Annotated in this window: 15 protein-coding genes; 5 read left to right on the top strand and 10 right to left on the bottom strand. The window is 66.2% G+C overall.

All coding sequences use genetic code 11. The annotated features are described in order from the left end of the window. Positions 1-93: 93 nt before the first annotated feature. Entirely contained in the window at positions 94-285 is a 192-nt protein-coding gene (locus tag AB4083_RS13200) for a hypothetical protein (RefSeq protein WP_441608345.1), read from the bottom strand. An 88-nt stretch (positions 286-373) separates the two neighbouring features. Beyond that, positions 374-1,369: an alpha/beta fold hydrolase gene (locus tag AB4083_RS13195; RefSeq protein ID WP_441608344.1), complete on the bottom strand. Its 996-nt coding sequence runs from the start codon at positions 1,367-1,369 to the stop codon at positions 374-376. Positions 1,370-1,529: 160 nt separating this feature from the next. On the opposite strand from AB4083_RS13195, the gene AB4083_RS13190 reads away from it, so the two are divergent. Beyond that, positions 1,530-2,363: a helix-turn-helix domain-containing protein gene (locus AB4083_RS13190; RefSeq protein ID WP_441608342.1), complete on the top strand. Its 834-nt coding sequence runs from the start codon at positions 1,530-1,532 to the stop codon at positions 2,361-2,363. 6 nt (positions 2,364-2,369) lie between these two features. Here the strand turns inward: AB4083_RS13190 and AB4083_RS13185 are convergent, their stop codons facing one another. Both AB4083_RS13185 and AB4083_RS13180 read right to left on the bottom strand, forming a co-directional pair. Then, positions 2,370-2,801 carry a universal stress protein gene (locus tag AB4083_RS13185; protein WP_441608341.1) on the bottom strand — a complete coding sequence of 144 codons (432 nt, stop codon included), beginning with the start codon at positions 2,799-2,801 and terminating at the stop codon, positions 2,370-2,372. Positions 2,802-3,181: 380 nt separating this feature from the next. Then, positions 3,182-5,236, bottom strand: coding sequence for a M13 family metallopeptidase (locus AB4083_RS13180; RefSeq protein WP_441608339.1), 2,055 nt, complete (start codon positions 5,234-5,236; stop codon positions 3,182-3,184). A gap of 312 nt (positions 5,237-5,548) precedes the next feature. On the opposite strand from AB4083_RS13180, the gene AB4083_RS13175 reads away from it, so the two are divergent. From AB4083_RS13175 to AB4083_RS13165, 3 genes are all read left to right on the top strand, one after another. Continuing rightward, positions 5,549-6,706 (top strand): alpha/beta fold hydrolase, encoded by a 1,158-nt coding sequence (locus AB4083_RS13175; protein ID WP_441608337.1) that lies wholly within the window; start codon positions 5,549-5,551, stop codon positions 6,704-6,706. Positions 6,707-6,717: 11 nt separating this feature from the next. Further along, positions 6,718-7,320 (top strand): TetR/AcrR family transcriptional regulator, encoded by a 603-nt coding sequence (locus AB4083_RS13170; protein WP_441608336.1) that lies wholly within the window; start codon positions 6,718-6,720, stop codon positions 7,318-7,320. 82 nt (positions 7,321-7,402) lie between these two features. After that, positions 7,403-8,434, top strand: a complete 1,032-nt coding sequence (locus AB4083_RS13165; RefSeq protein ID WP_441608334.1) for an NADP-dependent oxidoreductase — start codon at positions 7,403-7,405, stop codon at positions 8,432-8,434. 310 nt (positions 8,435-8,744) lie between these two features. Here AB4083_RS13165 and AB4083_RS13160 read toward each other — a convergent pair whose 3' ends face one another. Then, positions 8,745-9,047 carry a hypothetical protein gene (locus AB4083_RS13160; RefSeq protein WP_441608333.1) on the bottom strand — a complete coding sequence of 101 codons (303 nt, stop codon included), beginning with the start codon at positions 9,045-9,047 and terminating at the stop codon, positions 8,745-8,747. Between the two features lie 640 nt (positions 9,048-9,687). Then, positions 9,688-13,023 carry a GH92 family glycosyl hydrolase gene (locus AB4083_RS13155; protein WP_441608331.1) on the bottom strand — a complete coding sequence of 1,112 codons (3,336 nt, stop codon included), beginning with the start codon at positions 13,021-13,023 and terminating at the stop codon, positions 9,688-9,690. 305 nt (positions 13,024-13,328) lie between these two features. On the opposite strand from AB4083_RS13155, the gene AB4083_RS13150 reads away from it, so the two are divergent. Further along, complete coding sequence (locus AB4083_RS13150; RefSeq protein WP_441608330.1) at positions 13,329-14,792, top strand: MFS transporter; 1,464 nt, start codon at positions 13,329-13,331, stop codon at positions 14,790-14,792. A gap of 196 nt (positions 14,793-14,988) precedes the next feature. Here the strand turns inward: AB4083_RS13150 and AB4083_RS13145 are convergent, their stop codons facing one another. The 4 genes from AB4083_RS13145 to AB4083_RS13130 form a co-directional block, all read right to left on the bottom strand. Next, on the bottom strand, positions 14,989-18,738 hold the full coding sequence (locus AB4083_RS13145) for a translocation/assembly module TamB domain-containing protein (RefSeq protein ID WP_441608329.1): 3,750 nt from the start codon (positions 18,736-18,738) through the stop codon (positions 14,989-14,991). Positions 18,739-18,748: 10 nt separating this feature from the next. Continuing rightward, the gene (locus AB4083_RS13140; protein ID WP_441608327.1) at positions 18,749-20,515 is read right to left on the bottom strand and encodes an autotransporter assembly complex protein TamA; all 1,767 of its coding nucleotides are present in this window, start codon (positions 20,513-20,515) and stop codon (positions 18,749-18,751) included. Between the two features lie 203 nt (positions 20,516-20,718). Then, positions 20,719-23,322 (bottom strand): glycosyltransferase family 2 protein, encoded by a 2,604-nt coding sequence (locus AB4083_RS13135; protein ID WP_441608325.1) that lies wholly within the window; start codon positions 23,320-23,322, stop codon positions 20,719-20,721. Positions 23,323-23,593: 271 nt separating this feature from the next. After that, positions 23,594-24,061, bottom strand: a complete 468-nt coding sequence (locus AB4083_RS13130) for a Dps family protein (RefSeq protein ID WP_441608323.1) — start codon at positions 24,059-24,061, stop codon at positions 23,594-23,596. Positions 24,062-24,082: the final 21 nt, after the last annotated feature.

The following is a 24,082-nucleotide window of genomic DNA, read 5'->3' as shown; positions in this document are numbered from 1 at the left end:
CGAGGGCTGCAAGGTGGCTGGGCTGCGGATCGTCCCGATTCCTCTTCACTTAAATCAAATGGAATGAGGAAGGTGTGGCCGAATTGATCCGAGTTACGCCTCCGGCGGCGTCACCCCACACGCTGCCAGCATCTCCGTAATCCGCGCACTCACCCAATCGAAATCCTCGGGCCCAGCCGCAGTCAGTGGCGGGTCGGTGAGAGTGGCGAACGCGTTCCAGAATTCATCCCGATCACCGGTCTCGCGCAGCAGGTGTGGAACCTGCTGCGCGATGCCATCGAGCATGAGCTCAAGCTGTTCCCGCGGTGTAGTCATTCGCGCAAAGTACGCCGCCGGTTGCTATCGCGACGTGTAGGCCCTCGCGCCAACTGTGTCAGGCAATGCCCCACAGTTTCTTCGCTTCTTCCGCAATCACGTCAGGGAATTCCTCGGGGAAGAACAGGTTTGCGCCTTCGATCTTGCGCACGCCCTTGGAGTTGCCCAGCGTCTTGTCGAGGTAATCCGGATCGGAGCCTTTGAAGATCGTGTCGCCAGTGCCCCAGATAATGCGGGTGGGGATGCGGCTCTTCTTCAACAGCGGCTCGACGCCGGCCAGCGGATTCGGATCGAGGCCGAGCGCATACGCATCGGCCAGCGCCTTGCGCTGAGGCGAGGCGACGATCGGCCCCAGGTACATGTCGAAGGTTTCGTCGGCCATGCGCGCGGGGTAGGTAAAGGTTGCGCCACCGAGACCCTTGGGCGAGCGGGCGAAGTTCTTGTCGAGTACGTTGGGGACCAGCCATTCGTCGGCGAACTTGCCGCGGCGCGCGGCTTCCAGCACCGGCAGCACGGCGGGCGGCGGGCTGTCCGGTTCCACGTCGCAGTTGGTCAGCAGCAGGGTGCGGACGCGTTCCGGATGGGTGGTGATGAACAGCTGGGCGACCGCGCCGCCGCTGTCGTTGGCGATCAGGTCGACGCTGCCGATATTCAACTGGTCGAGCAGGGTGGTGAGCATCTGCACCTGGTCGGCTGGTGTCACGCCCTGGCCGGGCGCGGGGCGGGTGTAGCCCAGGCCCATCGAGTCCGGCGCCACGCAGCGGCGGTAGGGCGAGAGGCGGTCGATGGCGCCGCGCCACTGGTAGCTGTTGAGCGGGAAGCCGTGCAGGAACAGCGCGGCCGGACCGCTGCCGCGCTCGACGTAGGCGATCTCGCCGAAGCGGTTGCTGGCGAAGCGGCGTGCAGCGTTGAAGGCGGCCACGCTGTCGAGGCTGCCGGTACCTGTCCCCCCGGCGGCGGCCATCGCTTTCTGGGCGACGCGGGGTGCGCAGGCGGCGAGCGCGCTGGCGGCCAGGGTGCCGGCGGCGAGGCCGAGGAACTGTCTGCGATGCATGGCGGTGCTCTCCGAACGGTCGTGCGTGTGGGTAGGGGACGGCTGATGGGGGGCGATGATTCGCTTCGGACGCCATGGCGGCAATGACCTGCGAGGTCAAGACGGCATGACCTGGCAGGTCATTGGTTTCGGGATAAGCCGCGCCGTATGCTCGCGCCCCATGAACCGAGCCCACGCCGCCTTGCCGATGGCCATCCCCGCTTCCGCGGTGGGTGGATTGCTACGCGAATGGCGCGCCGCGCGCCGCCTCAGCCAGCTCGACCTCGCGCTGGAGGCCGGTATCTCCGCCCGTCACCTGAGCTGCGTGGAAACCGGCAAGGCCCAGGCCAGCCGCGAGATGCTCGCGCGCCTGGCCGATACGCTGGGCATGCCGCTGCGCGAGCGCAATGCCTTGCTGGTGGCGGCAGGCTTCGCGCCGAAATATCCGGAAACCGAACTGGCTACGCCGGCGATGGCGCAGATCCGCAACGCCATCGACGCGATCCTGCGGCAGCAGGAGCCGTATCCGGCGTTCCTGTTGAATCGCCACTGGGACGTACTGGGCGCCAATCGCGCGGCCGAGCGCGTGGGCGACTACGTGATGCACGGCAAGCCGAGCAAGCACACCAATATGCTGCGGCAGATGTTCGACCCGGAGGACTTCCGCCAGGCGGTGGTCAACTGGGAAGAGATCGCCGAGAGCATCGTGCGCCACCTGCACAACGAGGTGGCCGCGGCGCCGTCCGACAGCAAGGCGCGCGAACTGCTGGACGAAGTGCTCGCTTATCCGGGCGTGCCGGCGAGTTGGCGTACGCGTGATCTGTCCACTGCGCCGTCGCCTTTGATGACTACAGTGCTGCAAGGCGACGGCGAGCAGCTCCATTTCTTTTCGACCATCACCACCTTCGGCACGCCGCGCGACGTGACGCTGGAAGAACTGCACATCGAGTGCTGCTTCCCGATGGACGAGGCTACGGCGGCGCGCTGCCGGCAGTTGGCGGAGCAGCATCCCTAGCCACGCCTAATGGCAAACCAGCACCGGCACGTCGCAACACAGGATCACCTTGTGCGTGACATTGCTGAGCATCAAGCGCTCGATGCCGTTATGCGTATGCGCATCCATCACGATGAGGTCGCAATGGTGCTTGGTGGCGGCGCCGGCGATGGCCGAGTAGGGACGGTTGTCGAAGACGTATTCGGCGTCGCAGGGGACGCCGGCAGCCTCGGCTTTCTCGCGCACTTCGTCGAGGTATTCCAGCGCGTGCGCCACCGAGCGGTGCTTGCAGGCATCGCCCTGGACCATGTCGGCGATAAAGCTCACCGCCGGTAGCGGCGGCAGGACGTGCAGGGCGTGTACGCGGGCGTGCAATTGCGCGGCGAGGCGGATGCCGGTGTCGATGGCATGGGCGGCGGCGTCGGAGCCGTCGGTGGGGATGAGAATGTGCGTGTACATGGCCGTCTCCCTGGTGGGCTCGCCAGCCGTGCGGTGGGGCGCGGCGAGGGCGGGTGACGGTTCCTCTATCCGCTGATTGGAGCGTGGTTGCAAGTGGTGCGATTGGTGTATTGATTTCCTTCGAGTTGGAATCCTTCTCCCTCCGGGAGCACGCGGGGAGCGCACAGGGATGTGCGCGGCTCTGAGGAGCGAGGAAGGTGGCGGCAGCCGGATGAGGGTACGGGCGGAGTGGGGCGCACCACTCCGCCCGTACCCTCACCCCAACCCCTCTCCCGGAGGGAGAGGGGCTTTGTCTTGAGGCACCGCTCCACCTTTCGCCATACCCAAAAAGAAAGCCGCGTTCTTTCGAACGCGGCTCTCCCATCCGAAGGGTTTAACCCTTACCAGATTTTTACGCGCTGCTTCGGATCCAGATAAAGCTTCTGCCCCGACTGCACCTTGAACGCGTCATACCACGCGTCCAGGTTGCGCACCGTCTGCGCGCGGAACGACCCTGGCGAATGCCCATCGCCGATCACCTGCGCCCGCAACGCCGCGTCGCGCGTCTTGGTCCGCCACGACTGCGCGAACGCCAGGAAGAAGCGCTGGTCGCCGCTCAGCCCTTCGATCACCGGCGCCGGCTTGCCGCCCAGCGACTTCACATAAGCGGCATGCGCAATCGCCAGGCCTGACACGTCGGCAATGTTCTCGCCCAGCGTCTGCTGTCCGTTGATATGCAGGCCCGGCAGCGGCTCGTACGCGCTGTACTGCTCGACCAGCTTCTGGCCGGCGGCCTTGAAGTGGGCCTGGTCTTCCGGCGTCCACCAGTTGGCCAGGCGGCCGTCGGCGTCGAACTCGGCGCCGGTGTTGTCGAAGCTGTGGCTGATCTCGTGGCCGATCACCGCGCCGATCGAACCGTAGTTGGCGGCATCGTCGGCCTTGGGATCGAAGAATGGCGCTTCCAGGATCGCGGCGGGGAAGTTGAGCGCGTTCTGCAGCGGCAGGTTTACCGCGTTCACCGTCTGCGGGGTCATCCACCACTCGCCCTTGTCCACCGGCTGGCCGAGCTTGGCGAGCTGGTGCTTGTACTCGAACTCCCGCGCGCGCAGCGAATTGCCGAGCGCATCGTCCGCGCGGATATCCAGCGACGCGTAGTCGCGCCAGGTTTCCGGATAACCCACACCCACTTTAAGGGTGGCGATCTTGGCCTTGGCCTTCTGCTTGGTGGCGGGGCTCATCCAGTCGAGCGTGTCGACGTGCTCGTTGAACGCGGCCTTGAGGTTGTCGACCATCTGCGTCACACGCGCCTTCGACGAGGCGGGGAAGTAGCGCTGCACGTAGATCTGGCCCACCGCATCGCCCAGCGCGTCGCCGGTGGAGCCGACGGCGCGCTTCCAGCGGTCGCGCTGCTTCGGCGTGCCGTACAAGGTGTGGCCGTAGAACTCGAACTGCGCGTCGGCATAGGCCTTCGGCAGCAGGGCGGCGCTGTGGTTGAGGGTGTGGAAGCTCAGCCAATCCTTCCAGGTCTGCAGCGGCTCGCTGGCGGTCAATGCGGAGATCTGGCGGATCGCTTCCGGCTGCCACGCGATCACCGTCTTCTGGCCGGTCAGGCCGGCGGCGGCGAAGTAGGCGTTCCAGTCCAGGCCCGGCGCCTTCTTGGCGAAGTCGGCCATCGCCCACGGGTTGTTGGCCTTATGCACGTCCTCGCTGTCGACGATGCTGGCCTGCGCCTTGGCGATCTTGGTTTCCAGGGCGAGGATGGCGGTGGCCTTGGCGTCGGCATCCGCTGCGCCGCTCTGCTTGAGCAGGCCGGCGATATAAGCGCGGTACTTGTCGCGGTTGCCCTTCATCTGGGCGTCGTCGTTGAGGTAGTAGTCGCGATTGGGCATGCCCAGGCCGCCCTGCAGCAGGTACGGCACGTTGTGCGAGGGATCTTCCAGGCCCTGCGTGACGAACAGGCCGAACAGGTTTTCCGTCGACCAGTTGGTGGCATTGATCGGATCGACGTCGGCGCGCAGCGTGCCGCCGAGCACGCGCGACAGGTCGGTCTTGTTCTTGATCGCATCGATCTCGGCCAGCTCCGCCTTGATCGGGGTGAGGCCGTTCTTTTCGATCGCTGCCTCATTCATATAGGCGGCGTAGTAGTCGGCGATCTTGCGCTCGTTGCTGCCGGCCTTGGGGTTGCTCTTGCCGACGTCGCGGATCAGTTCGGCGTTGCGGTTCTCGGCCTTCTCGAACACCTTCAAGAAAATGCCGGTGCTGGAGCGGTCGGCCGGGATCTGCGCGGTCTTCGCCCAGTTGCCGCTGGCGTAGCCGTTGAAGTCGTCGCCGGGTTTCACGGCGTGGTCGATGCCGGGCAGGTCCACGCCCGAGGCGGAGGCGGGCGCAGGGGCGGCGTGCGCGGTGGCGCAGGCGGCCGCGATGGCGGCGGCAAGAATCCAGCGGGTCGACTTCATGGCGAAGCTCCTTGGGGGTTGGCAAAAAAATGGTGGCTCACCATAGCGCCGCCACTGTGAGCCGGTGGGCATGACCAATGGGCTAGGACGGCGTCGGCACGGCGCAAAGCCGGACGTCCGCGCGGTCGTCCGCGGACAGGGCGGTGGGCAAGGCTGGCCGTTGCGGTTGGCATGGCGCCATGCGAGCTTGTCGCGCTTGCGCCCGGGTGTGGGCACTGGCATGGCGCTTGCTCGATGGCTATTCAGCGCGGAACGCTTCCCCATCCGCCATTTCCTGCGTGGCGAGCCGCGCCATCACCTCAAAGGATGCCCATGCGTTTTCCGGGATTGCCGTTTTTTGCCGCGCTGGCGCTGTGCGCCGGCATTGCTGCGTTGGACGCGCAGGAGGCGCCGCCGCCGGCCAATCGCGCCGCCGCCATCAAGATCATCGGCGACCTGCGCCGCATCGTGACGCCGGAAGGCATCGAGCGGCACGAGAAGGTGCGCATCGGCGGCATCGACCAGTGGGTGAGCATCCGCGGCATGGACAAGCGCAACCCGGTGTTGCTGATGATCCACGGCGGTCCAGGCTGGGTGGCGATGCCCACCAGCTGGTATTTCCAGCGCGGCTGGGAGGACTACTTCACCGTGGTGCAGTGGGACCAGCGCGGCGCCGGCAGCACGTATGCGGCGAACGATCCGGCGGCGGTCGCGCCGACGATGACGCCGGAGCGGATGGTGGCCGATGCCGAGGAGATGGTGGCCTGGCTGCGCAAGGAATTCGAGCGCGACAAGATCTTCGTGCTCGGGCATTCCTGGGGTTCGTATCTCGGCCTGGAAGTGGCGCGCCGGCATCCGCAGTGGCTGTACGCGTATATCGGCGTCGGCCAGGTGTCGGATATGCAGGCCAGCGAGCGCGAAGGCTGGCGCTTCGATATGGAAGAGGCGCAGAAGGCCGGCGACGCGGATGCGATCAAGGAGCTGCGTTCCATCGCGCCCTATGCCGAAGGCAACCGGCCGGTGCCATTGGCGGCGCTGCAGTTGCAGCGCAAATGGCTCAACCACTACGGCGGCATGGTGTATGGCCGCAACGGTGGCGAGGCGGAGGCCGCCGCGATGGCGCTGTCGCCGGAGTACAGCGATCGCGACGTCAACCTGGTGTTCGAGGCGGCCGACTACTCGGTGGGCAAGTTGCTCAGCCAGGTGCTGACGCTGGACGAGAGCAAGGTGGAGCGGCTCGATTGCCCGCTGATCCTGTTGCTGGGGCGGCATGACCACAACGTCTCCTCGCACCTCGCCGCGGCCTGGTTCGAGAAGGTGCGTGCACCGTCCAAGCGCCTGGTGTGGTTCGAGCATTCGGCGCACGAAGTGATGATCGAGGAGCCGGGCAAGACCCTGGTCTCGCTGGTGCAGTACGCGCTGCCGCTGGCTGCGAAGGATGGTGGCGATACGGCCGGGGAGATACTAGACGATCGGTCTAGCGCTCGCTAAAGTGCGCGCCCATGAACCCTGCAGCCCCGGCCACCGACGTCCGCCAGCACATCCTCGATGTGGCCAGGCCGCTGTTGCTGAGCAAGGGGTTCACCGCCGTCGGGCTGGCCGAGGTGCTGGCCGCGGCGCGGGTGCCGAAGGGCTCGTTCTATCACTACTTCGGTTCGAAGGAGGCCTTCGGCGAAGCCGTGCTGGAGGACTACTTCGGCAGCTATCTGGCCCACACCGATGCGTTGCTGTCCCAGCAGGGTACGGCGGCGCAACGGCTGCTGGCGTACTTCAACGACTGGCTCGATGCGCAGACCGGCGACGAAGCACAGAGCCGCTGCCTGGCGGTGAAGCTCGGCGCGGAAGTGTGCGATCTCTCGGAGAGCATGCGCGCGGCGCTGGAGCGCGGCACCGGTGGCGTGATCGAGCGCCTGGCGCGTTGCATCGAACAAGGGCGCGCGGATGGTTCGGTCGCCCCGGTGCTCGCTGCGCCGGCGGTGGCGGCGATGCTCTACCAGAGCTGGCTGGGCGCAAGCCTGCTGGCGAAGATCGCGCGCGATCGCGCGCCGCTCGACACGGCGATGACCGGCACGCGGCAACTGCTCGGCCTGCACGACAAAGTTTGAGGCGGGACGCGCGCAAGCGATCCCGCTTTTTTGTGCCCTATGACTAGACGATCGGTCTAATTCCCCACAGGAGTGATTCCCCATGCCCCAGAACGACACCGTCAACCGCCGCCTCGTGCTCGCCGCGCATCCCAAGGGCGCGCCGACGCCGCAGGACCTGCGCCTGGAAGAAGTGCCGCTGCCGCAGCCCGCCGAAGGCCAGGTGCTGCTGCGCACGCTGTATCTCTCGCTCGATCCGTATATGCGCAACCTGATGGACGTGGTCGGCACGAGCTACGCCGAGGCGGTGAAGCTGGGCGCGCCGATGGCGGGCGGTACGGTGAGCCGGGTGGTGGTGTCCAAGCATGCGCACTTCAAAGTGGGCGACCTGGTGCTGGGCAATGCCGGTTGGCAGGACTACGCCTTGTCGGACGGCAAGGATCTGTTGCCGCTGGGCGACATGGAGCATCCGTCGCTGGCGCTGGGTGGTCTTGGCATGCCGGCGTTCACCGCGCACTACGGCTTGCTCGATATCGGCCAGCCGAAGTCGGGCGAGACGGTAGTGGTGGCGGCTGCCACCGGTGCGGTTGGCTCGGCGGTCGGTCAGATTGCGAAGTTGAAGGGCGCGCGTGTGGTTGGCATTGCCGGTGGTGCGGACAAGTGCCAATACGCCGTGGAGGAACTGGGTTTTGATGTATGCCTGGATCGGCGCGATCCGGAGTTGGCGAAGAAGTTGGCGGAGGCGTGCCCCAACGGTATCGACGTGTATTTCGAGAACGTGGGTGGCGAGGTGTTCGATGCGGTGGTGCCGCTGCTCAACAACCATGCGCGCGTGCCGGTGTGCGGGATCATCGCGCACTACAACGACAAGTCGTTGCCGGCGGGGCCGAATCGTTTGCCGCTGGTGATGTCCACCGTGCTGCAGAGGCGCGTGCGGATGGAGGGGTTCATCATCCTCGACCACTATGGCAAGCGCTTCGAGCAGTTTTTCCGCGAGATGAGCGAGTGGATTGCGGCGGGGAAGGTGAAGGTGCGCGAGGATGTGGTGGATGGGTTGGAAAATGCGCCGCTGGCGTTTATCGGGCTGCTCGAAGGCAGGAACTTCGGCAAGCTGGTGGTGAAGGTGGCCGACTAAGTCGGCGCAACAACGCAACGGCGCAGGTTGGGGTGAGCCGCAGGCAAACCCCAACGATGCCAAGCGTCTGGACGTGGCCATGTTGGGGTTCGCCTGCGGCTCACCCCAACCTACGCCAGCCCGCGCCGACATTCCAAGTCGAAATCATTCTCCCTCCGGGAGAAGGTGCCGGCAGGCGGATGAGGGTTCGGGCGGAGTGGTGCGCTTCATTCCGCCCGAACCCTCACCCCAGCCCCTCTCTCCCACGGGGACTACCTTCGGGTCGCCGGAGGGAGAGGGGCTGGCCTTAAGAGCGCTCAAGCGTCTCTTCTCATGTGTTGCAGGAGTCCTCGACGGTCTCCGTTTGCGACTGCTGCCATAGCAGTTTCCCATGCGCCTGGATTGCGCAACGCATCCCCAGCTCAACCAGCGCACTGACACCGCCCATCGTCACCGCGAGATGGCTTTCATCCACGCTGTCGGCATCGTCGATCAGTTCGGCAAGCAAGGCGGTGGTGTGGCGCGCGTACTGCAACCATTCGGTGGCGTCGTTCAACAGATCCGTGGCCGTTGCCTCAGGGTCCGCGTAGTAATGGGTGTGGCGGGTCAGCCACGGTTCGCCCAGCGTACTCATGCGTTGCTCCTTGCGTTGGTTGCGCCGCATCCCCGCGCCGTAAAACGGCACGCCGCCAACAGCTCGACGTGCCGCCGACCTTACGGACTCGAAGATTCACCGACAGCCCAAAGACTGGGCGCCGGGCGGCTGGATTGAGGAAGTGGGTTGCGGCGTCAGCAGCTTTCGCCGTCGCGCAGGGCGACGTGCCGGGTAGGACGGCTCGGAATAATTCCTGCGAAAACTCTTAGGTCGCGGTTCTTCAACCGTGTCCGCGATGTCGCCGGACGGCCCGGATGTTCGGTGGGTGTGTCGTCCTGGGGATCGACGAGCGCGTCGGTGCCGTATGATCTGGGGTAGCCATGATCGACTCTCTGTCAGTTGGTGATGGTCAGCGGGTCAAGGGTGTTCGTGCACCCTTGGCTCGCGCTTCTCACAGCATTGCTGCCATGGTTGCCCGCGACGCGAGGAAAACACTCCGCGGGCAACATCAACCACGCTATCAGAGCAATTTCGGGTTGTCTGTAGGTGGATTCCGATAGTGCACGCCGATACGGCGTAGGTTGGGGTGAACCATCGGCGAACCCCAACATGACCACCCCCAGACGCACGACATCGTTGGGGTTCGCCTGCGGCTCACCCCAACCTACGCCGGTCGTTTTTACTCCGTGCCGAGCAGTTCCAGTTCGGCCAGCGATGTCGTGGTGCTGTTGCCGAAACTCACTCGATACCACGTATAGCTGCCAGCTTTGCCAATGCCGAACGCGCGCGTCTGTCCAGGCCATGGGAAGCGCTCGCCATGACGGCTATCGAGCACGGTCCACTGCTTGCCGTCGTTCGAAGCTTCCAGCGTCCAATCGCCCGGTGCATTGCCCTCCCTGGCCGAAGTGAGCGTATACATCGCCACCTTCGCCGCCGCCGGCGCATGCCAACGCACCACCGCGTGCGCGGCGAGCGTGCTGTCGGTGCGCCCGTCGTTGTCGAATAACGCATCCAACTTGGCCACACCCGTGGCATCGCGCTCGCCCTTGCCGCCATCGGTGAAGTCGCGCAACGGCTTCGGGCCGGTCGCGCCGCTCAGCGAAGTGGGCAGTGCCGCTTCGTCACTGGCCCAATGCGAAGGCTCCGGTCCCATCTCGAAACTCAGCGTCGCGCCCTTGGCCAGCAACTCGTGCGGCAGGGTGAGCTTGTGCCATGTCTGGCCGTTGACGCTCAGGCTCTTCACATAGCGGTTGCGGTCGCTCACCTGCGGCGCATCGATCACGATGTGCTTGCCGCTGTCGAGCTTGATGTCCATATGCGGGAAGAACGGCGCGCCGATCACGTACTCCGGCGCGCCCATCCGCAGCGGATAGAAGCCCGCGGCGCTGAACACGTACCACGCCGACATCTCGCCGTTGTCCTCATCGCCGGGATAACCCTGGCCGATATCGCTGCCCACATAGACGCGCGACAGCAGGTCGCGCACCTTGTCCTGCGTCTTCCACGGCTGGCCGGCGTAGGCGTACATGTAGAGGATGTGGTGCGAGGGCTGGTTGCTGTGGCCGTACTGGCCCATGCGGATGTCGCGTGCTTCCAGCATTTCGTGGATCGGTTCGCCGTAGCCGCCGACGTGGAACTCGCCGGGAGTGGCGAAGAACTGGTCCAGTTTCGCCGCCAGCTTGTCGCGGCCGCCGTACAGCGCGGCCAGGCCGGCGCCGTCGTGCGGGGCGTGGAAGGCCATGTTCCAGGCATTGGTTTCGGTGTAGTCGTCGCCCCAGCGCAGCGGGTCGAACTGCGCCTTGGTGTAGCGCCATTCGCCCTTGGCGTCGCGGCCGACGAAGAAGCCGATCCCGGGGTTGAACAGGTTGACGTAGTCCTGCGCGCGCGAGTGGAAGTACGCCGCGTCGGCGGCGTAGTTGGCGCGGTAGGGGTCTTTCGCGTCGTTGCCAGCGGCCAGTGCGGCGGCGAGGTTGCCGATGGCGAAGTCGTTGATATAGCCGTCCATCGACCAGGACAGGCCTTCCTTGGTGCCGGTATCCACGTAGCCGTTGAAGTTGGAGCGCTCCAGGCCCTTGCGGCCGGTGCCGGCAATCGGGCTTAGCACGGTCGCGTCCTTCAGTGCGGCCTGATAGAAGCCGCGCACGTCGAAGTTGTGGATGCCCTTGAGCCAGGCGTCGGCGAAGGCCACGTCGGCGCTGGTGCCGACCATCAGGTCCGCATAGCCGGGCGAGGACCAGCGCGCTATCCAGCCGCCATCGCGGTACTCCTGCACGAAGCCGTCGATCATTTCGCCGGCTTGTTGCGGCGCGAGCAGGGTGTAGGCCGGCCAGGCGGTGCGGTAGGTGTCCCAGAAGCCGTTGTTGACGTAGACCTTGCCGCTGAGCACGCGCGCACCGGTACGGGTGGGCGTGTTGTCGCCGGTGTTGGCGGAGAACGGACTGGCGTAGCGGTAGACCGGCTTCGCCTGGTCACCCGTGTTCTCGAATGCCGAGTTGGGATAGAGGAACAGGCGATACAGGTTGGAATACAGCGTGACCAGCTCGTCGTGGTTGGCACCCTGCACCGCAACGATGCCGAGCTGTTCGTCCCAGCGCTGGCGGGCGCGTTCGCGGACGCTGTCGAAGGTGTCGGCCGGAGCGATCTCCAAGGCTAGGTTGTGCCTGGCCTGCTCGACGCTGATCAGCGAGGTGGCGATGCGCAGGTTGACCGTCTTGTTCTTCGAGGTATCGAAGCCGAACCAGGCGGCGACGTGATCGCGCCCTTCGCCACTGAGCTTGCCGCTTTCGCTGACCGGCTGGTCGACTTCGGCATAGAAGAACAGGCGCGTGGCGCCGGTGGACAGGCGGCTTTTCACGTCCGAGTAGCCGCTGAAGCTGCGGCCGGAGGGATCGAGCGCGATGCCGCCCTGGTCGCTGCGGTTGTCGAACACCAGCTGGCCGCGTGCGGCGGGGAAGCTGAAGCGGAACATCGCGGCGTGGTCGGTGGGCGCGATTTCGCTGACGATGCCGTTGTCGAAGCTCACCTTGTAGTAATCGGCGCGTGCCACTTCGTTGGCGTGGCTGAAGCTCAGTGCACGTGCCTTGCGGTTGGCGGTAGGCGCGCCGTTGGCAACGCTGGCCGGCATCAGTTGGAAGGTCTGGCGGTCGCCCATCCACGGGCTGGGCTCGTGCGACAGCACCAGGGCCTCCAGGCGCGGGCGGTTGTCGTCGCCGTTGCGCTGCTGGTACTGGTACATCCAGTCGGAACCGGCGTCGGTCACCGGCGCCCAGAAGTTGAAGCCATGGGGCAGGGCGGTGGCGACCACGTTGTTGCCGCGCGAGAAGTTGGCGTTGGAGTTGGTGCCGCGCAGGGTGCTGACGTAGTCGCTGGGGCGCGTGGCGGTGTCCGCGGGTGCGTCGCCGATGCGCAGGTCGTCGAGGAAACCTTCCACCGTGCCGGCCGGGCCATCCTGTGCGAGCATGATGCGCTTGATGGTGCGGCCTGGCGCCACGGCGCCAAGATCGATGACCAGGCGGTTCCATTGATTGGGATAGAGCGTGCGGCCTTCGCCTTGCGCGCGGGCGCTGGCGGCGACGTGGCGCTGGTCGTGCGCGGCATGCGTGGAGAGGCGGGTGCCGTCATCGAAGATCAGGTCGACAGCGGTATAGGTCGACGGGTTGGCGAGGTTGTCGCCGGCGGTGACGGGGAACAGCAGGTAGGAGAGTTGCGTGTGCGCGCCAACCGGCAGGTTGACGTCGAACAGCGCGCCCTCCTGTGGTTTGCCACCCTGGCCGCGGTAGTGCAGCGAGTGCAGGCCGGTGAAGCCGACGCCTGGCTTGGCGGTAAGTACGACGGTTTTATCCGGGCCGCCGGCGATGTCGGTGGCCAGTGGCGACTTCGATGCGGCGGGCGCGGGCTCGCCTGGTTCGAAGGAGCTGAAGAAGACGCCGTCCTGGCTGGCATGGGCCAGTGGCAGGGCGAGCAGGAGGACGCAGGTCAGGAGACGCGGAGCGGAGATGCGGAGCCGGTGGCGCATGCGGAGGTCTTCCCCTCTGGGGCGCGCGGTGCGAGGGGACCGGGCGCGGAAGTCCCGATTTGAATCGTTCTAAATGAGCTGTGTCAAATCGCAGCGCAGCAATGTGCCGGGCCTGCGTTGGCGCACGGCGTAGGTTGGGGTGAGCGAAGTGAACCCCAACACGGCATGAGTGGGTTGCGGTATTGAGCGATGAGACCGGTTGCTTATGCCAACCGTCGCGGATGTCGATTCCAAGCCTGGACATTCGTCATCCTCAAGAACCCGGTGCAAGATGCGCCGGCCATACCCCTTCAAGCGAGCCAGACATGACTAACGATGTTTCCCCCGGAACGCACGCCGAGCACCACGAGCGCCGACGCTGGATCGCGCTGCTGGTGCTGTGCATGGGCGTGCTGATGATCGTGCTGGACACGACCATCGTGAACGTGGCGCTGCCCTCGATCAAAACCGACCTGAAGTTCAGCGACATCGAGCTGGCCTGGGTGGTGAACGCCTACATGCTGACCTACGGCGGCTTCCTGCTGCTGGGCGGGCGATTGGGCGATCTGTATGGCCATCTGCGCTTCTTCCTGCTCGGCATCGGGCTGTTCACGCTGGCCTCGCTCGCCTGCGGCCTGTCGCAGACGCAGGGTTTCCTGATCGCCTCGCGCGCAGTGCAGGGGTTGGGCGGCGCGGTGGTCACCGCGGTGGCGCTGTCGCTGATCATGGATCTGTTTACCGAGCCGGCCGATCGCGCGAAGGCGATGGGCATCTATGGCTTCGTCTGCGCCGGCGGCGGCAGCCTGGGGGCGATGCTCGGTGGCGTGCTGACCAGCACGCTGACCTGGCATTGGGTGTTCCTGGTGAACCTGCCGATCGGCGTGGCGGTGATGCTGTTCGCGCCGAAGCTGCTGCCTTCGACCAAGGGTGCATCCGATACGCGGCATCTCGATGTGAGCGGTGCGGTGACGGTGACCAGCGCGCTGATGCTGGCGGTGTATGCCATCGTCAACGGCAACGAGCTGGGCTGGACCTCGGCGCGCACGCTGGGCGAGCTGGGTTGCGCGGTGGTGCTGCTGGTGCTGTTCTTCGTGATCGAGGCGCGCGTGAGCAAGCCGCTGATGCCGCTGCGCCTGTTCCTGCGGCGCAATATCGCCGTGTCGAACACGGTCGGTGTGCTGTGGGCGGCGGCGATGTTCGCGTGGTTCTTCCTGTCCGCGCTGTATATGCAGCTGGTGCTCGGCTATGGGCCGATGGAAGTGGGCCTGGCCTTCCTGCCGGCCAACCTGATCATGGCAGTGTTCTCGCTGGGCATCTCGGCCAAGCTGGTGATGCGCTTCGGCATCCGCAAGCCGCTGGCGGCGGGTCTCGCGCTGGCGGCGTTCGGCCTGCTGCTGTTCGCGCGGGCGCCGCAGGACGGGCATTACCTGATCGACATCATGCCGGGGATGATCCTGTTGGGGTTGGGCGCAGGCATTGCGTTGAATCCGCTGCTGCTGGCGGCGATGAACGACGTGGAGGCGTCGGAGTCGGGACTCGCTTCGGGCCTGGTGAATACCGCTTTCATGATGGGCGGTGCACTGGGCCTGGCGGTGCTGGCCAGCCTGGCGGCGTCGCAGACGGGGACAGCGTTGGCCGGTGGTGCCGAGCGCGCCGTGGCGTTGCTGGTGGGTTATCGCGGGGCGTTTCTGGCTGGTGCGTGTTTCGCGGCGTTGGGTGCGGTGCTGGGTGCGACGTTGCTGCGGCCGCGCGAGGGTGCGGTATCGGAAGCAGCGATGTCGGCGCATTGAAGGCTGGCGACACCCTCCGGGCTCCCTCTCCCCCGGGTACAAATTTTTGTAGGGGGGGTGGGGTGAGGGGCGGGCGGAGTGGTGAGCTGAGGGTCGGGAAAAGCTCAGAAGCTTTTCGTCACTCCGTAGAAACGTTATCGCTAGAGCGCCCCCTCATCCGGCTGCCGCCACCTTCTCCCCGCAGGGGAGAAGGGATTCACTTTTCGAGGCGGTAGTTCAGGCTCGCGCGATTGAAATCCGTCGCGCTCTGCGCCTCGAAATTCCACCGATGGCTGAGCCGATAACGCAGCGTGACCACCTGGCCCGGCTCGAACAGCCCCACGCCATAGCTCAGGTACAAGCGCGGCGACAGATACTTGCCCACGGTAAACGCCGACGTACCGCCCAGCGCCTCGTTGCTGGACACACCGACATCGTCGATGCCCAGCTTGCTGCCCACGCTCTTTGCCAGCAGATCGCCCGCCGCCGAACCCAAGGCCTGCGCGGCAGCGCCGACCATATCGCCTTCGCCGCCCTTCACCTGCGACAGCGGCTTGCCGGTGATCAGATAGGACAGCGCATCCGACTGCTCCATCACCGGATTGGAGAACACGGTCAGCACAGGACGCTGCGCCGTTCCGGAAACCATCAGGCCGACTTTCTGCCCCTCGTCGATGGTGGCATTCGGATTGAGCTTGCGCGCGGCGCGGATATCCAGGCCTGGGTTGTCGATCGGCGTACTGGCGAACAGCAACCGGCCCTGCTCGATCTGCAGGCTCTGCCCGTAAGCCTTGTAGATGCCGTCCACGGTGATCTGCCCCTGGCCGCTGGTGGCGCGGCCGGGGCGCTCGTTGACGGTGAGCGTGCCGCTGAGGCGGCCGTCGAGGCCGAAGCCGACCAGGTGCGTCTTGCGGCCGAGGTTGACCTTGACCGAGGCGGTGATCGGCAGGGCCTTGGCCTGCTCTGCCTGCTGTTGCTGGTCGATCACCACCACGTCGGGCGAGGCCTGGGTGGCGCCGGCGCCGGGCAGGCGGGAGACGTCGACGTCGGCGGTATCGAGGGTGACGTCGCCACCGACATTGATGCCTTTGGTGTCCTGGGTGATCTGCAGGTCGGGCGACACGATCACCTTGGCGGCCGGAATGTCCGCGGCGGTGAACTCGCTGCCCTTGATGTTGATCGCGGTGCTCGCGCCTTCGCCGATGCCGGCATGGCCGTCCACGCGCAATGAACCCTTGCCGGACTGCACGCTGCCGCCGATCAGGAATTGCTTCGCGTCGGTGGTGCTGACGGTGAGCTGGCCCTGGCTGAGCTTGAGGCCGGCCGATGGTACTTCCGCGGCGAAGCCGGTGACGGCGGCCTGGCCCGAGACCAGCGGCTGCGCCAGCGTGCCGGCGAAGCGGAAGCTGCCGTTGGCGGCGCCTTTCACCTCGGCCACTTCATTGCTGAAGAGCTCGATGAACTTCAAATTGTTGAGGTGCAGTTCGAGCTGGCCGCCCAGCGCCTGCTGCGCGCCATTGATCGAGACCTGTCCATCGATGCGGCCGCCGTCGTTGAGGCCGGCGCGCAGCGTGGCGTTCTGGCTGGACGGGCTGAGCTGCGCCTGCAGGGCCAGTTCGTTGTAGGAAAGCAGCGGCTGGTCCGCGCGGTCGACATAGGTGACGGTGCCGCGCGGCGAGCTGATCGACGCGCTGCCGCTGAGAGCGCCGGCCGCATTGCGGCGGATGCTGCCGCTGCCGCCGAGAGTGCCGTCGGCGCGCATCGGCACATCGGGGCCGGCGAAGGTCATCAGCAGGGCCAGCGGCAGATCGCGCAGGTGGTAGTTGGCGTCGAGATTGCCGGCCTTGTCCTGCTTCGCGGCAACGCACAGTTGCGGATCGCCGGCGGTGAGGCACAGCTCGGACAGGCTCATCGCGCCGCTGTCGTAAGCGAGCTGCGAGGGCTGCTGCAGATGCCAGCGCGGAATGCCCTGCGGCTCCAGGTCCAGCGTGGACAGCGTGCCGTTCCACGCGCTGCCCTTGATGCTGCCATTGAGCGCGACGCGGGTAGAGAGCTGCTGGCCGCTGGCCTGCAGCGTAAGACTGTGACGTGCGGAGGTGCCTTCGCCGCGCAGCTCGATGCGCTTGAAATCCAGGCCGCCGAGCTTGGCGGCGCCGGTTTCCAGATCGAGTTGTCCGCCGGGGTTGCTCAGATCGGGCAGGTTGGCGCTCAGGTGCAGGCTGTCGACCGTCTGGCCGGCGTAGACGATGCCGTTGCCCTGCAGCTTGCCGTCGAGCGAAAACTTCGGCGCCTTGCCGCGCAGGCGCAGATCGCCTTGCACGCGGCCTTGCGCATCCGGCAGCCAGTCGCCCAGCGAGGCGATGGCCAGGTCGAGCTGCACGTCGTTGCTTGCGCCGGGCTTGGCATCGAGCTTCACCGTGCTGCCGCCGGAGGCCAGTTCGAGCTTGCCATCGACCACCTGCTGCGGCGTGAGATGCAGCTTGCCCTGCGCACGCACCGGGCGCTCGCGCAGGGTGCCGGCGAGCTTGCGGATATCGAAGGTGGCATCGGGCTGGTTGTCGGGCAGGGTGCCGTTGGTGGCGATGTCGAAATCCAGCGCACCGTTCCAGCCGGCCAGCAGCTGGCCGGGATCGAGCTTGTTCGCCGTGGTTTCGAGCTGCCACGCCAGGGCGGGCTGCAGGGTCAGCGTGCCCTTGGCCTGCATGCCGCCTTGCGCCTGCTTCAGTTCCAGCGTGTGCAGCGTGATGAGTTTCGGGGTGCCGTCGAGATTGAGCGCGAGCTTGGCCAGCTTGCCGGGCGGGCCGACGTCGACATCGCCTTCGGCATGGAATGCATCGGCGCTGCCGCGTGCTTTCAGGCTGCCCTGGCTGGCCAGGTCCTGGCCGGTGAGCGAGGCGGGCAGCAGCAGGTCTTTCCATGCGATGACGAGGTCGCCGCTGACCGGCTGCGCGCCGAGCTGCACCGTGCCGCTGGCTTCGAGCTGACCCTTGATCTGCGGCGAGCCCAGCACGAGCTGTTGCAGTTGCAGCGTTTTGAAGTCGTCGCTGAAACGCCCGCGCAGCGGTTGCAGCAGCAGCTGGTAGTCGTTGAGCTCCACCTTGCCTTGCAGCGAGCCGCCGTGGCGGTCGCCGCTGCCTTGCAGGGCGAGGCCGAGCGCGGTGAGCGAGCTGTCGCCGAGCAGGGGCTTGGGGTTGAAGCGTGGCGCGTCGAGGCGCGCGTTCCAGTCATAGTCGCCGCGCTGGGCCACGTCCAGCGACAGTTGCAGGGCGGTGGGCTGGGTGAGTTTGAGTTCGGTCTTGATGCGCTTGCCGTCGCCATGCGCCTCGATGCTGCCGGCGTATTCCACGCCCGCCACCTTCCACGCGAAGCCTGTGCTGCCGTCGCCTTTTTCGCCCGCTGCGATGACCAGGGCGCCATTGAGATCGGCGTGGCCATCCGGGGCGAGCAGGTTGAGCTTGCGCAACTCGATGCCGGCAGCGGTCCACTGGCCGGCCAGGTCGAGGCGGTTGGAGACGAACAGCGGCTCGCCGGCCTGGACGATGCGCACGGCGCCGACGTGGACGCGGTCGAGCAGGATGTCCAGCGGCGGCTGCAGCGAGAAGCTGTTTTCGCTGGGCTTCTCTTCTTCCTTCGGCTTGGGCAGCGCGACCTCGATGCCGTCGACGTCGAGATTCAGCACGTGCGCGCGCTTGCGCAGCAGCGGCCACAGGCGCAGGTCGAGCGTGGCGGTGGCGACTTTTACTTCCATGCCCTGGCCGTCGGCGTAGCGCAGGCCCTTGAGTAGCAGCGGTCCGGCCAATTGGCCATCCGCCTGCTGCACGGTGAGCGCGCCATCGGTGAAGGCTTGCGCGCGTGCCAATGCGAAGCGCAGGCCGGAGGCGCTGCCCAGCAACCACCACAGCGCGGCAGCGAGGATCAGCAGCAGGATGCCGAGGAAGATGCCGATGCGCTTGAGCCACCTGGTCATCGTCATGTCCTCACAGGTCCGGCCCGATTACGAGGTGCAACTGCACCCCGTGTTCGCGCTTGTCGTTGATCGGCGTGCCGAGATCCACCCGGATCATGCCCACCGGCGACAGCCAGCGCAGGCCGAGGCCGGCGCCTACGCGCGGCCGGTAGTCGGTGCCGTCGAAGGCGTTGCCGGCATCGACGAAGGCGGCCATGCCCCAGTTGCGGGTGAAGTAGTGCTCCACCTCGGAGCTGGCCACCAGCAGGTTGCGGCCGCCGATCACGCGGTCGTAGCTGTTGCGCGGGCCGATGGTCTGGAAGCCGTAGCCGCGCACCGAGCGGTCGCCGCCGGCGAAGAAGCGCAGCTGCGGCGGCAGCGCGTCGAAGTCATTGGTCCAGGTATAGCCGACGCTGCCGCGCAGGATCAGGCGGTCGCGCCTGGTGAAGGCGCGGATCCATTTCGCATCCGCGGCGATCTGGCTGAAGCTGGCGTCGGACAGCAAGCTGCCGACGGTGCTGCGCGCATAGATGTCGATCGACCAGCCCTTGCGCACGAAGGTGGGGTTGTCCGCCTGCTTGCGCGACAGCGAAGCCTCCGGATACAGCAGCGTGCTGCGCCCGTGCTCGATGCCTTCGACGTTGTCGTTCTCGCCGGCCTGCTTGCCCACGGTAAAGGTGCCGGACAGCGCGTGCAGGCCGATGGTGCGGGTCCAGCCGTGCCACAGGCGGCTTTCGTTGGCGACCAGTTCGAGCGTGCGCGACTTGGAGGTGTCGGTATTGGCGTCGCGGAAGTTGGCGCCGAAGTTGAACGAGCGCTGGTTGTCGCCTGGCATCGGAATGGAATACAGGGTGGACAGCGTCTTCAGCCGCTGCGCCAGCACCAGTTCGTTCTTCCATTTGTGGCCGCTGCGATTGATCCAGCGCCGTTCCATGCCGGCGCGCACGCCGGCGCCGGTGTCGGTGCCGACGAAGGGGCCGCCGGTATAGATGGTGCGCTTGGCCGGGGCGAGCTGCACGGTGACGTCGACCACGCCGTCCTTTGCCTCGTCCACGTCGGGCAGCACGTTGACCACCGAGAAATAGTCGGCGCCGTTGAGCGCCTGCTGCAGCTGGAGCAACTGGTCCTGCTGGAAATAGTCGCCGCTCTTGAACGGTACGTAGCGCTGCAGGAAGCCTTGCTTGAACTGCGAGCCCTCGAAGTGCACCTGGCCGTAGCGGTAGCGCTTGCCGGCCTCCCATGCCAGCGCGATGGTCGCGCTGCGCGCGCCGCGATTGACTTCCACGCGATGGGTGACCATGCGCGCGGAGAGATAGCCGTTGGCGGTGAGCGCGCCGGCCAGCGCATCGCGGGTGGTGGTGTAGGTGCCGTGATTGAGCTGCTGGCCCTTCAAGCGCTCGACGGCGCGCTCGGCGCGGCGCACGGCGGGGATCTTGATCGCCTCGTCGTCGAGCTTGACCTCGACTGCGCTGACCAGCACCGGCTCGCCGGGCTTTACATGCAGGCTGATGCGCCAGTCGGCACCGACCTGCTGGATCTCGCCGTTCGCACTTGCGTCGTAGTAGCCGTAAGGCTCCAGCGCATTGCGCACCTGTTCCGGCACGCGCTCGAACAGGCGCCGTACCTGGGCCTCGCTCACTTCGCGATTGGCGTACTGGGAAAGCTCGACACCGGCGATCACCGGCGCCTTGAGCGTGTCGTCCACCCCGTCCACCACCAGCTGCACGCCGGCCCGCGCGAACGGGCTCAGCAGCAGCAAGGGCAGGGCGGCCAGGCCCAGGCGTCGTTGTCGGCGCATGCGTGGGTTCCATCCATTGGGGCAGCAGGCGAGTGCATCGCCTGCTCTGAGCTTAGCGGGTGGGGGTGAGACCGCAACCTCGCGCTGTCGGTTCGTGATTTTGTAGGTTGGGGTGAGCGCGAGCGAACCCCAACGCACTCGCCACCCGCCACGCATGTTGGGGTTCGCATTCGCTCACCCCAACCTACGCCGCTGTGGCGGGATCAACCGGCTTTGTCGCCCGCCTTGTGCGCGATCCACGCGCCGACCACCGCCGACACGTAGGGAATCGACTGCGCGCCGAGGATGAACATCCACAGCTTGCTTTCGATGAACAGCGTGCCGTAGGCCATGCCCATGCCGACCACGCACAGCAGCAGGGCGATCGCCATCAGCATTTCCTCGCGCACCGGCGCGAAGGCGGCGAAGTTGCTGCCGCCGAGGCGGCGGCTCTTGGCGGTGACCACGAACGAAGTCTTCTCGCGCGTCAGGCCGTGCAGGATGCCGCGGGCGATCGCATGCGACAGGCCCATGCTGGCCAGCGAGGCCATCAAGGTGTCGTACCAGCTGCAGGGCACGCGGGCGCGGTACAGCACGATGCCGAAGATCGCCTTGGCGAAGAAGAAGCCGATCACTGGGATCAGGAACAGCTGCATCGGCAAGGTGAACAGCTTCGGCGCCGCCACCATGCCGGCGGTCCAGAAGATCGCCATCAGGGTGAAGATCAAATGCAGCGCATCGGCGAACCAGCTGAACCAGCCGGTGAGGAAGTGGAAGCGCTGGCCGACCGAGAGCGGCCCCTTGCGCGTCATCCATTCCCAGCGGCCCTTGAGGATCTGCATCGCGCCGAAGGCCCAGCGGTAGCGCTGGCTCTTGTAGGCCTTGAAGTCCGCGGGGGTGAGGCCCTTGCCCATCAGCTCGTCGACGTAGACCAGCTCGTAGCCGGCGTGCATCAGGCGCAGGCCCAGCTCCGCGTCTTCGCAGATGGTCCATTCGGACCAGCCGCCGGTGCCTTCCAGCGCCGAGCGGCGCACCATGGTCATGGTGCCGTGCTGGATGATCGCGTTGCGCTCGTTGCGGTGGTGCATGCCGATGCGGAAGAAGCCGTCGTATTCCCACGCGGTCATGCGGCGGAAGCGGTTGTGCTCGAAGTCGCGGTGCGCCTGCGGGCACTGCACCACGGCCACCTTGGGGTCGTGGAAATGGCCGGTGAGGGTGGCCAGCCAGTCCTGCCGCACCACGTAGTCGGCGTCGATCACCGCCACCACGTCGGCGCGCGGATCGGTTTCCTTGAGGCCGAAGTTCAGCGCGCCGGCCTTGTAGCCGGGCCACGGTTCCAGATGGAAGAAGCGGAAGCGGTGGCCGAGCTTTTCGCAGTATTCCTGCACCGGCTGCCACACCGCCGGGTCCTTGGTGTTGTTGTCGATCACCAGGACTTCGTAGTTCTCGTACTCGAGCGCGGCCAGCGAATCGAGCGTGACGATCACCATCTCCGGCGGCTCGTTGTAGCAGGCCAGGTGGATCGACACGAACGGCTGCCTGGCCGGCGGATCCGGCCGCAGCATGCCGGCATGGCGCACCCACGAGCGGCGCCACAGCACTTCGGTGAACTCGAAGCCGTTGATCAGCAGGATGGCCAGGATCGCGATCTGCGCCGGGAACAGCAGGACCAGCATGGTCCAGTCGATCCAGCTCAGGTAGAAATTGAACGGCAGCGTCGCCGACCACACCACCAGGCCGCAGGCGAGCTGGATCAGCGCGGCGAAGAAGAAGCGGCCCATCAGCTTGAAGCGCTCGAAGCGGCGCCCGAACCAGATCATCGGGACCAGCGCCAGCAGGCCGGCGGCGAGCGCCTTCCACGGCCAGCCGGTGTCTTCGGTCACCGGACCGGTGAACGGGAACTTGGGCTGGCGGTCGGCGTTGAACATGCCCCAGTACGCTTCGGTGCGGCCGGCCAGCTTTTCCTTCCAGGGCTGGTCGAAGGCTTCCATCACGTAGTAGTCGACCTTCTCTTTCTTAGCCTTGTTGAACCACAGGCGCAGGAAGATCGCCTCGTCCGAGACCGAGGGCTGGGCGTACTTGAAGCGGTCGCCGTTGGACGGCCAGCCGATCTCGCCGATCACGATGTGCTTGTTGGGGAACAGCTGCTGCAGCGCTTTGTAGCTGTCGAACGCCTCGCCGATGGCCTTTTCGCGAGGGACGCCGTTCCAATACGGAAACAGGTGGACGGTGATGAAGTCGACGTGGTCGGCCAGCTCCGGATGCTGGGCCCAGATATGCCACGGTTCGGCGATCGACACCGGCTGCTTCAGCGCCGCGCGGGCGCGGTCGGCATAGGCCATCAGCTGCTCGGGCGTGAGGTCGCCGCGGAACAGCACCTCGTTGCCGACGATCACGCGGGTGATCGAATTGGGGTAGCGGCGGGCCTGGGCGATCAGTGCGTCCAGCTCCAGCTCGTTGTTGTCCAGGCGGCGGTCCATCCAGGCGCCGGCCATGACGTCGAGCCCGTCGCGCTCGGCCAGGCGGTAGACCTGGGGATTCTGCAGGGTGGAATAGGTGCGGACGCGCGAGGTGTAGCGGCTGAGCAGCTTGAGGTCGCCCTCGATCTCGTCCTCGCTGGGGAAATCGTTCTTCAGCGGATTCTGGTAGCGCTGGAAGGCGGAGAGGGCGAAGCCGCCGATCGGGCCTTTCCAGTCTTCCGGGCCGTTCGGGAGGTTGCCCCACCACCACAGGCCGACATTCAGGGCCGCGACGATCAGCGCCAGCAGGATGGCTGAAAGCAGCGTGGGTCGGCTGGGATGGGTGGCTGCTGCAGCGGTAGCGCTCAAGAACGATCCCCGTGGTTGCCTCTCACACGAGGCGCCAAAGCTTGAGGAGCTTACCGAGGCTGGGCAGCAGGCTCAATAAAAGCCTGCCGCGGGTGGTCAGCGCGAGGTCAGGGCGGAGCGGCCATCCCAGGCTGGCGCAGGTTGGGGTGAGCCGCAGGCGAACCCCAACGGAGGTCGGTCGTCGCCACGATGCCCGGTTCTGCAAGCCCCGGGCACTTGTTGGGGTTCGCCTGTGGCTCACCCCAACCTACGCCGTGAGGGCCTATGGCCCTCACTTCAGCAGCGAGCGCAGCATCCAGGCGGTCTTCTCGTGCTCCTTCAGGCGCCCGGTGACCATGTCCGCGGTGCCTTCGTCGCCGGCCGCGTCGGCCGCCTTGATGGTCTCGCGGGCGGTGTGGGCGGCGATCTCGTGGCCTTCGACCAGCTGGCCGACCATGTCCTTCCACTCCGGCACGCCGGCTTCTTCCTTGATGGTGGTGAGCTTGCCGAACTGGCTGTAGGAGCCGGGGGCGAACACGTCCAGGGTGCGGATGCGCTCGGCTACTTCGTCGGCGGCCAGCCACAGCTCGTTGTACTGGGTCTCGAACATGGCGTGCAGGCTGTTGAACTGCGGGCCGGTGACGTTCCAGTGGAAGCTGTGGGTCTTCAGGTACAGGGAGTAGGTATCGGCCAGCAGCTTCGAAAGCTGCTTGGCGATCTGTTCGCGATCTTTCTTGGCGATACCGATATCGATGGCCATGGGCGTACTCCTTCGGGTTGA

The organism is Dyella sp. 2RAB6 (genome assembly GCF_052115385.1).
Classification (GTDB): Bacteria; Pseudomonadota; Gammaproteobacteria; order Xanthomonadales; family Rhodanobacteraceae; genus Dyella_D.
The sequence above is the reverse complement of the archived record's forward strand: the minus strand, read 5'-3'. Positions and strand labels throughout refer to the sequence as shown.

Coding starts and splice junctions, on each gene's coding strand:
- AB4083_RS13200 (WP_441608345.1), bottom strand. CDS start 285: ATGCTCGATGGCATCGCGCAGCAGGTTCCACACCTGCTGCGCGAGACC.
- AB4083_RS13195 (WP_441608344.1), bottom strand. CDS start 1,369: ATGCATCGCAGACAGTTCCTCGGCCTCGCCGCCGGCACCCTGGCCGCC.
- AB4083_RS13190 (WP_441608342.1), top strand. CDS start 1,530: ATGAACCGAGCCCACGCCGCCTTGCCGATGGCCATCCCCGCTTCCGCG.
- AB4083_RS13185 (WP_441608341.1), bottom strand. CDS start 2,801: ATGTACACGCACATTCTCATCCCCACCGACGGCTCCGACGCCGCCGCC.
- AB4083_RS13180 (WP_441608339.1), bottom strand. CDS start 5,236: ATGAAGTCGACCCGCTGGATTCTTGCCGCCGCCATCGCGGCCGCCTGC.
- AB4083_RS13175 (WP_441608337.1), top strand. CDS start 5,549: ATGCGTTTTCCGGGATTGCCGTTTTTTGCCGCGCTGGCGCTGTGCGCC.
- AB4083_RS13170 (WP_441608336.1), top strand. CDS start 6,718: ATGAACCCTGCAGCCCCGGCCACCGACGTCCGCCAGCACATCCTCGAT.
- AB4083_RS13165 (WP_441608334.1), top strand. CDS start 7,403: ATGCCCCAGAACGACACCGTCAACCGCCGCCTCGTGCTCGCCGCGCAT.
- AB4083_RS13160 (WP_441608333.1), bottom strand. CDS start 9,047: ATGAGTACGCTGGGCGAACCGTGGCTGACCCGCCACACCCATTACTAC.
- AB4083_RS13155 (WP_441608331.1), bottom strand. CDS start 13,023: ATGCGCCACCGGCTCCGCATCTCCGCTCCGCGTCTCCTGACCTGCGTC.
- AB4083_RS13150 (WP_441608330.1), top strand. CDS start 13,329: ATGACTAACGATGTTTCCCCCGGAACGCACGCCGAGCACCACGAGCGC.
- AB4083_RS13145 (WP_441608329.1), bottom strand. CDS start 18,738: ATGACCAGGTGGCTCAAGCGCATCGGCATCTTCCTCGGCATCCTGCTG.
- AB4083_RS13140 (WP_441608327.1), bottom strand. CDS start 20,515: ATGCGCCGACAACGACGCCTGGGCCTGGCCGCCCTGCCCTTGCTGCTG.
- AB4083_RS13130 (WP_441608323.1), bottom strand. CDS start 24,061: ATGGCCATCGATATCGGTATCGCCAAGAAAGATCGCGAACAGATCGCC.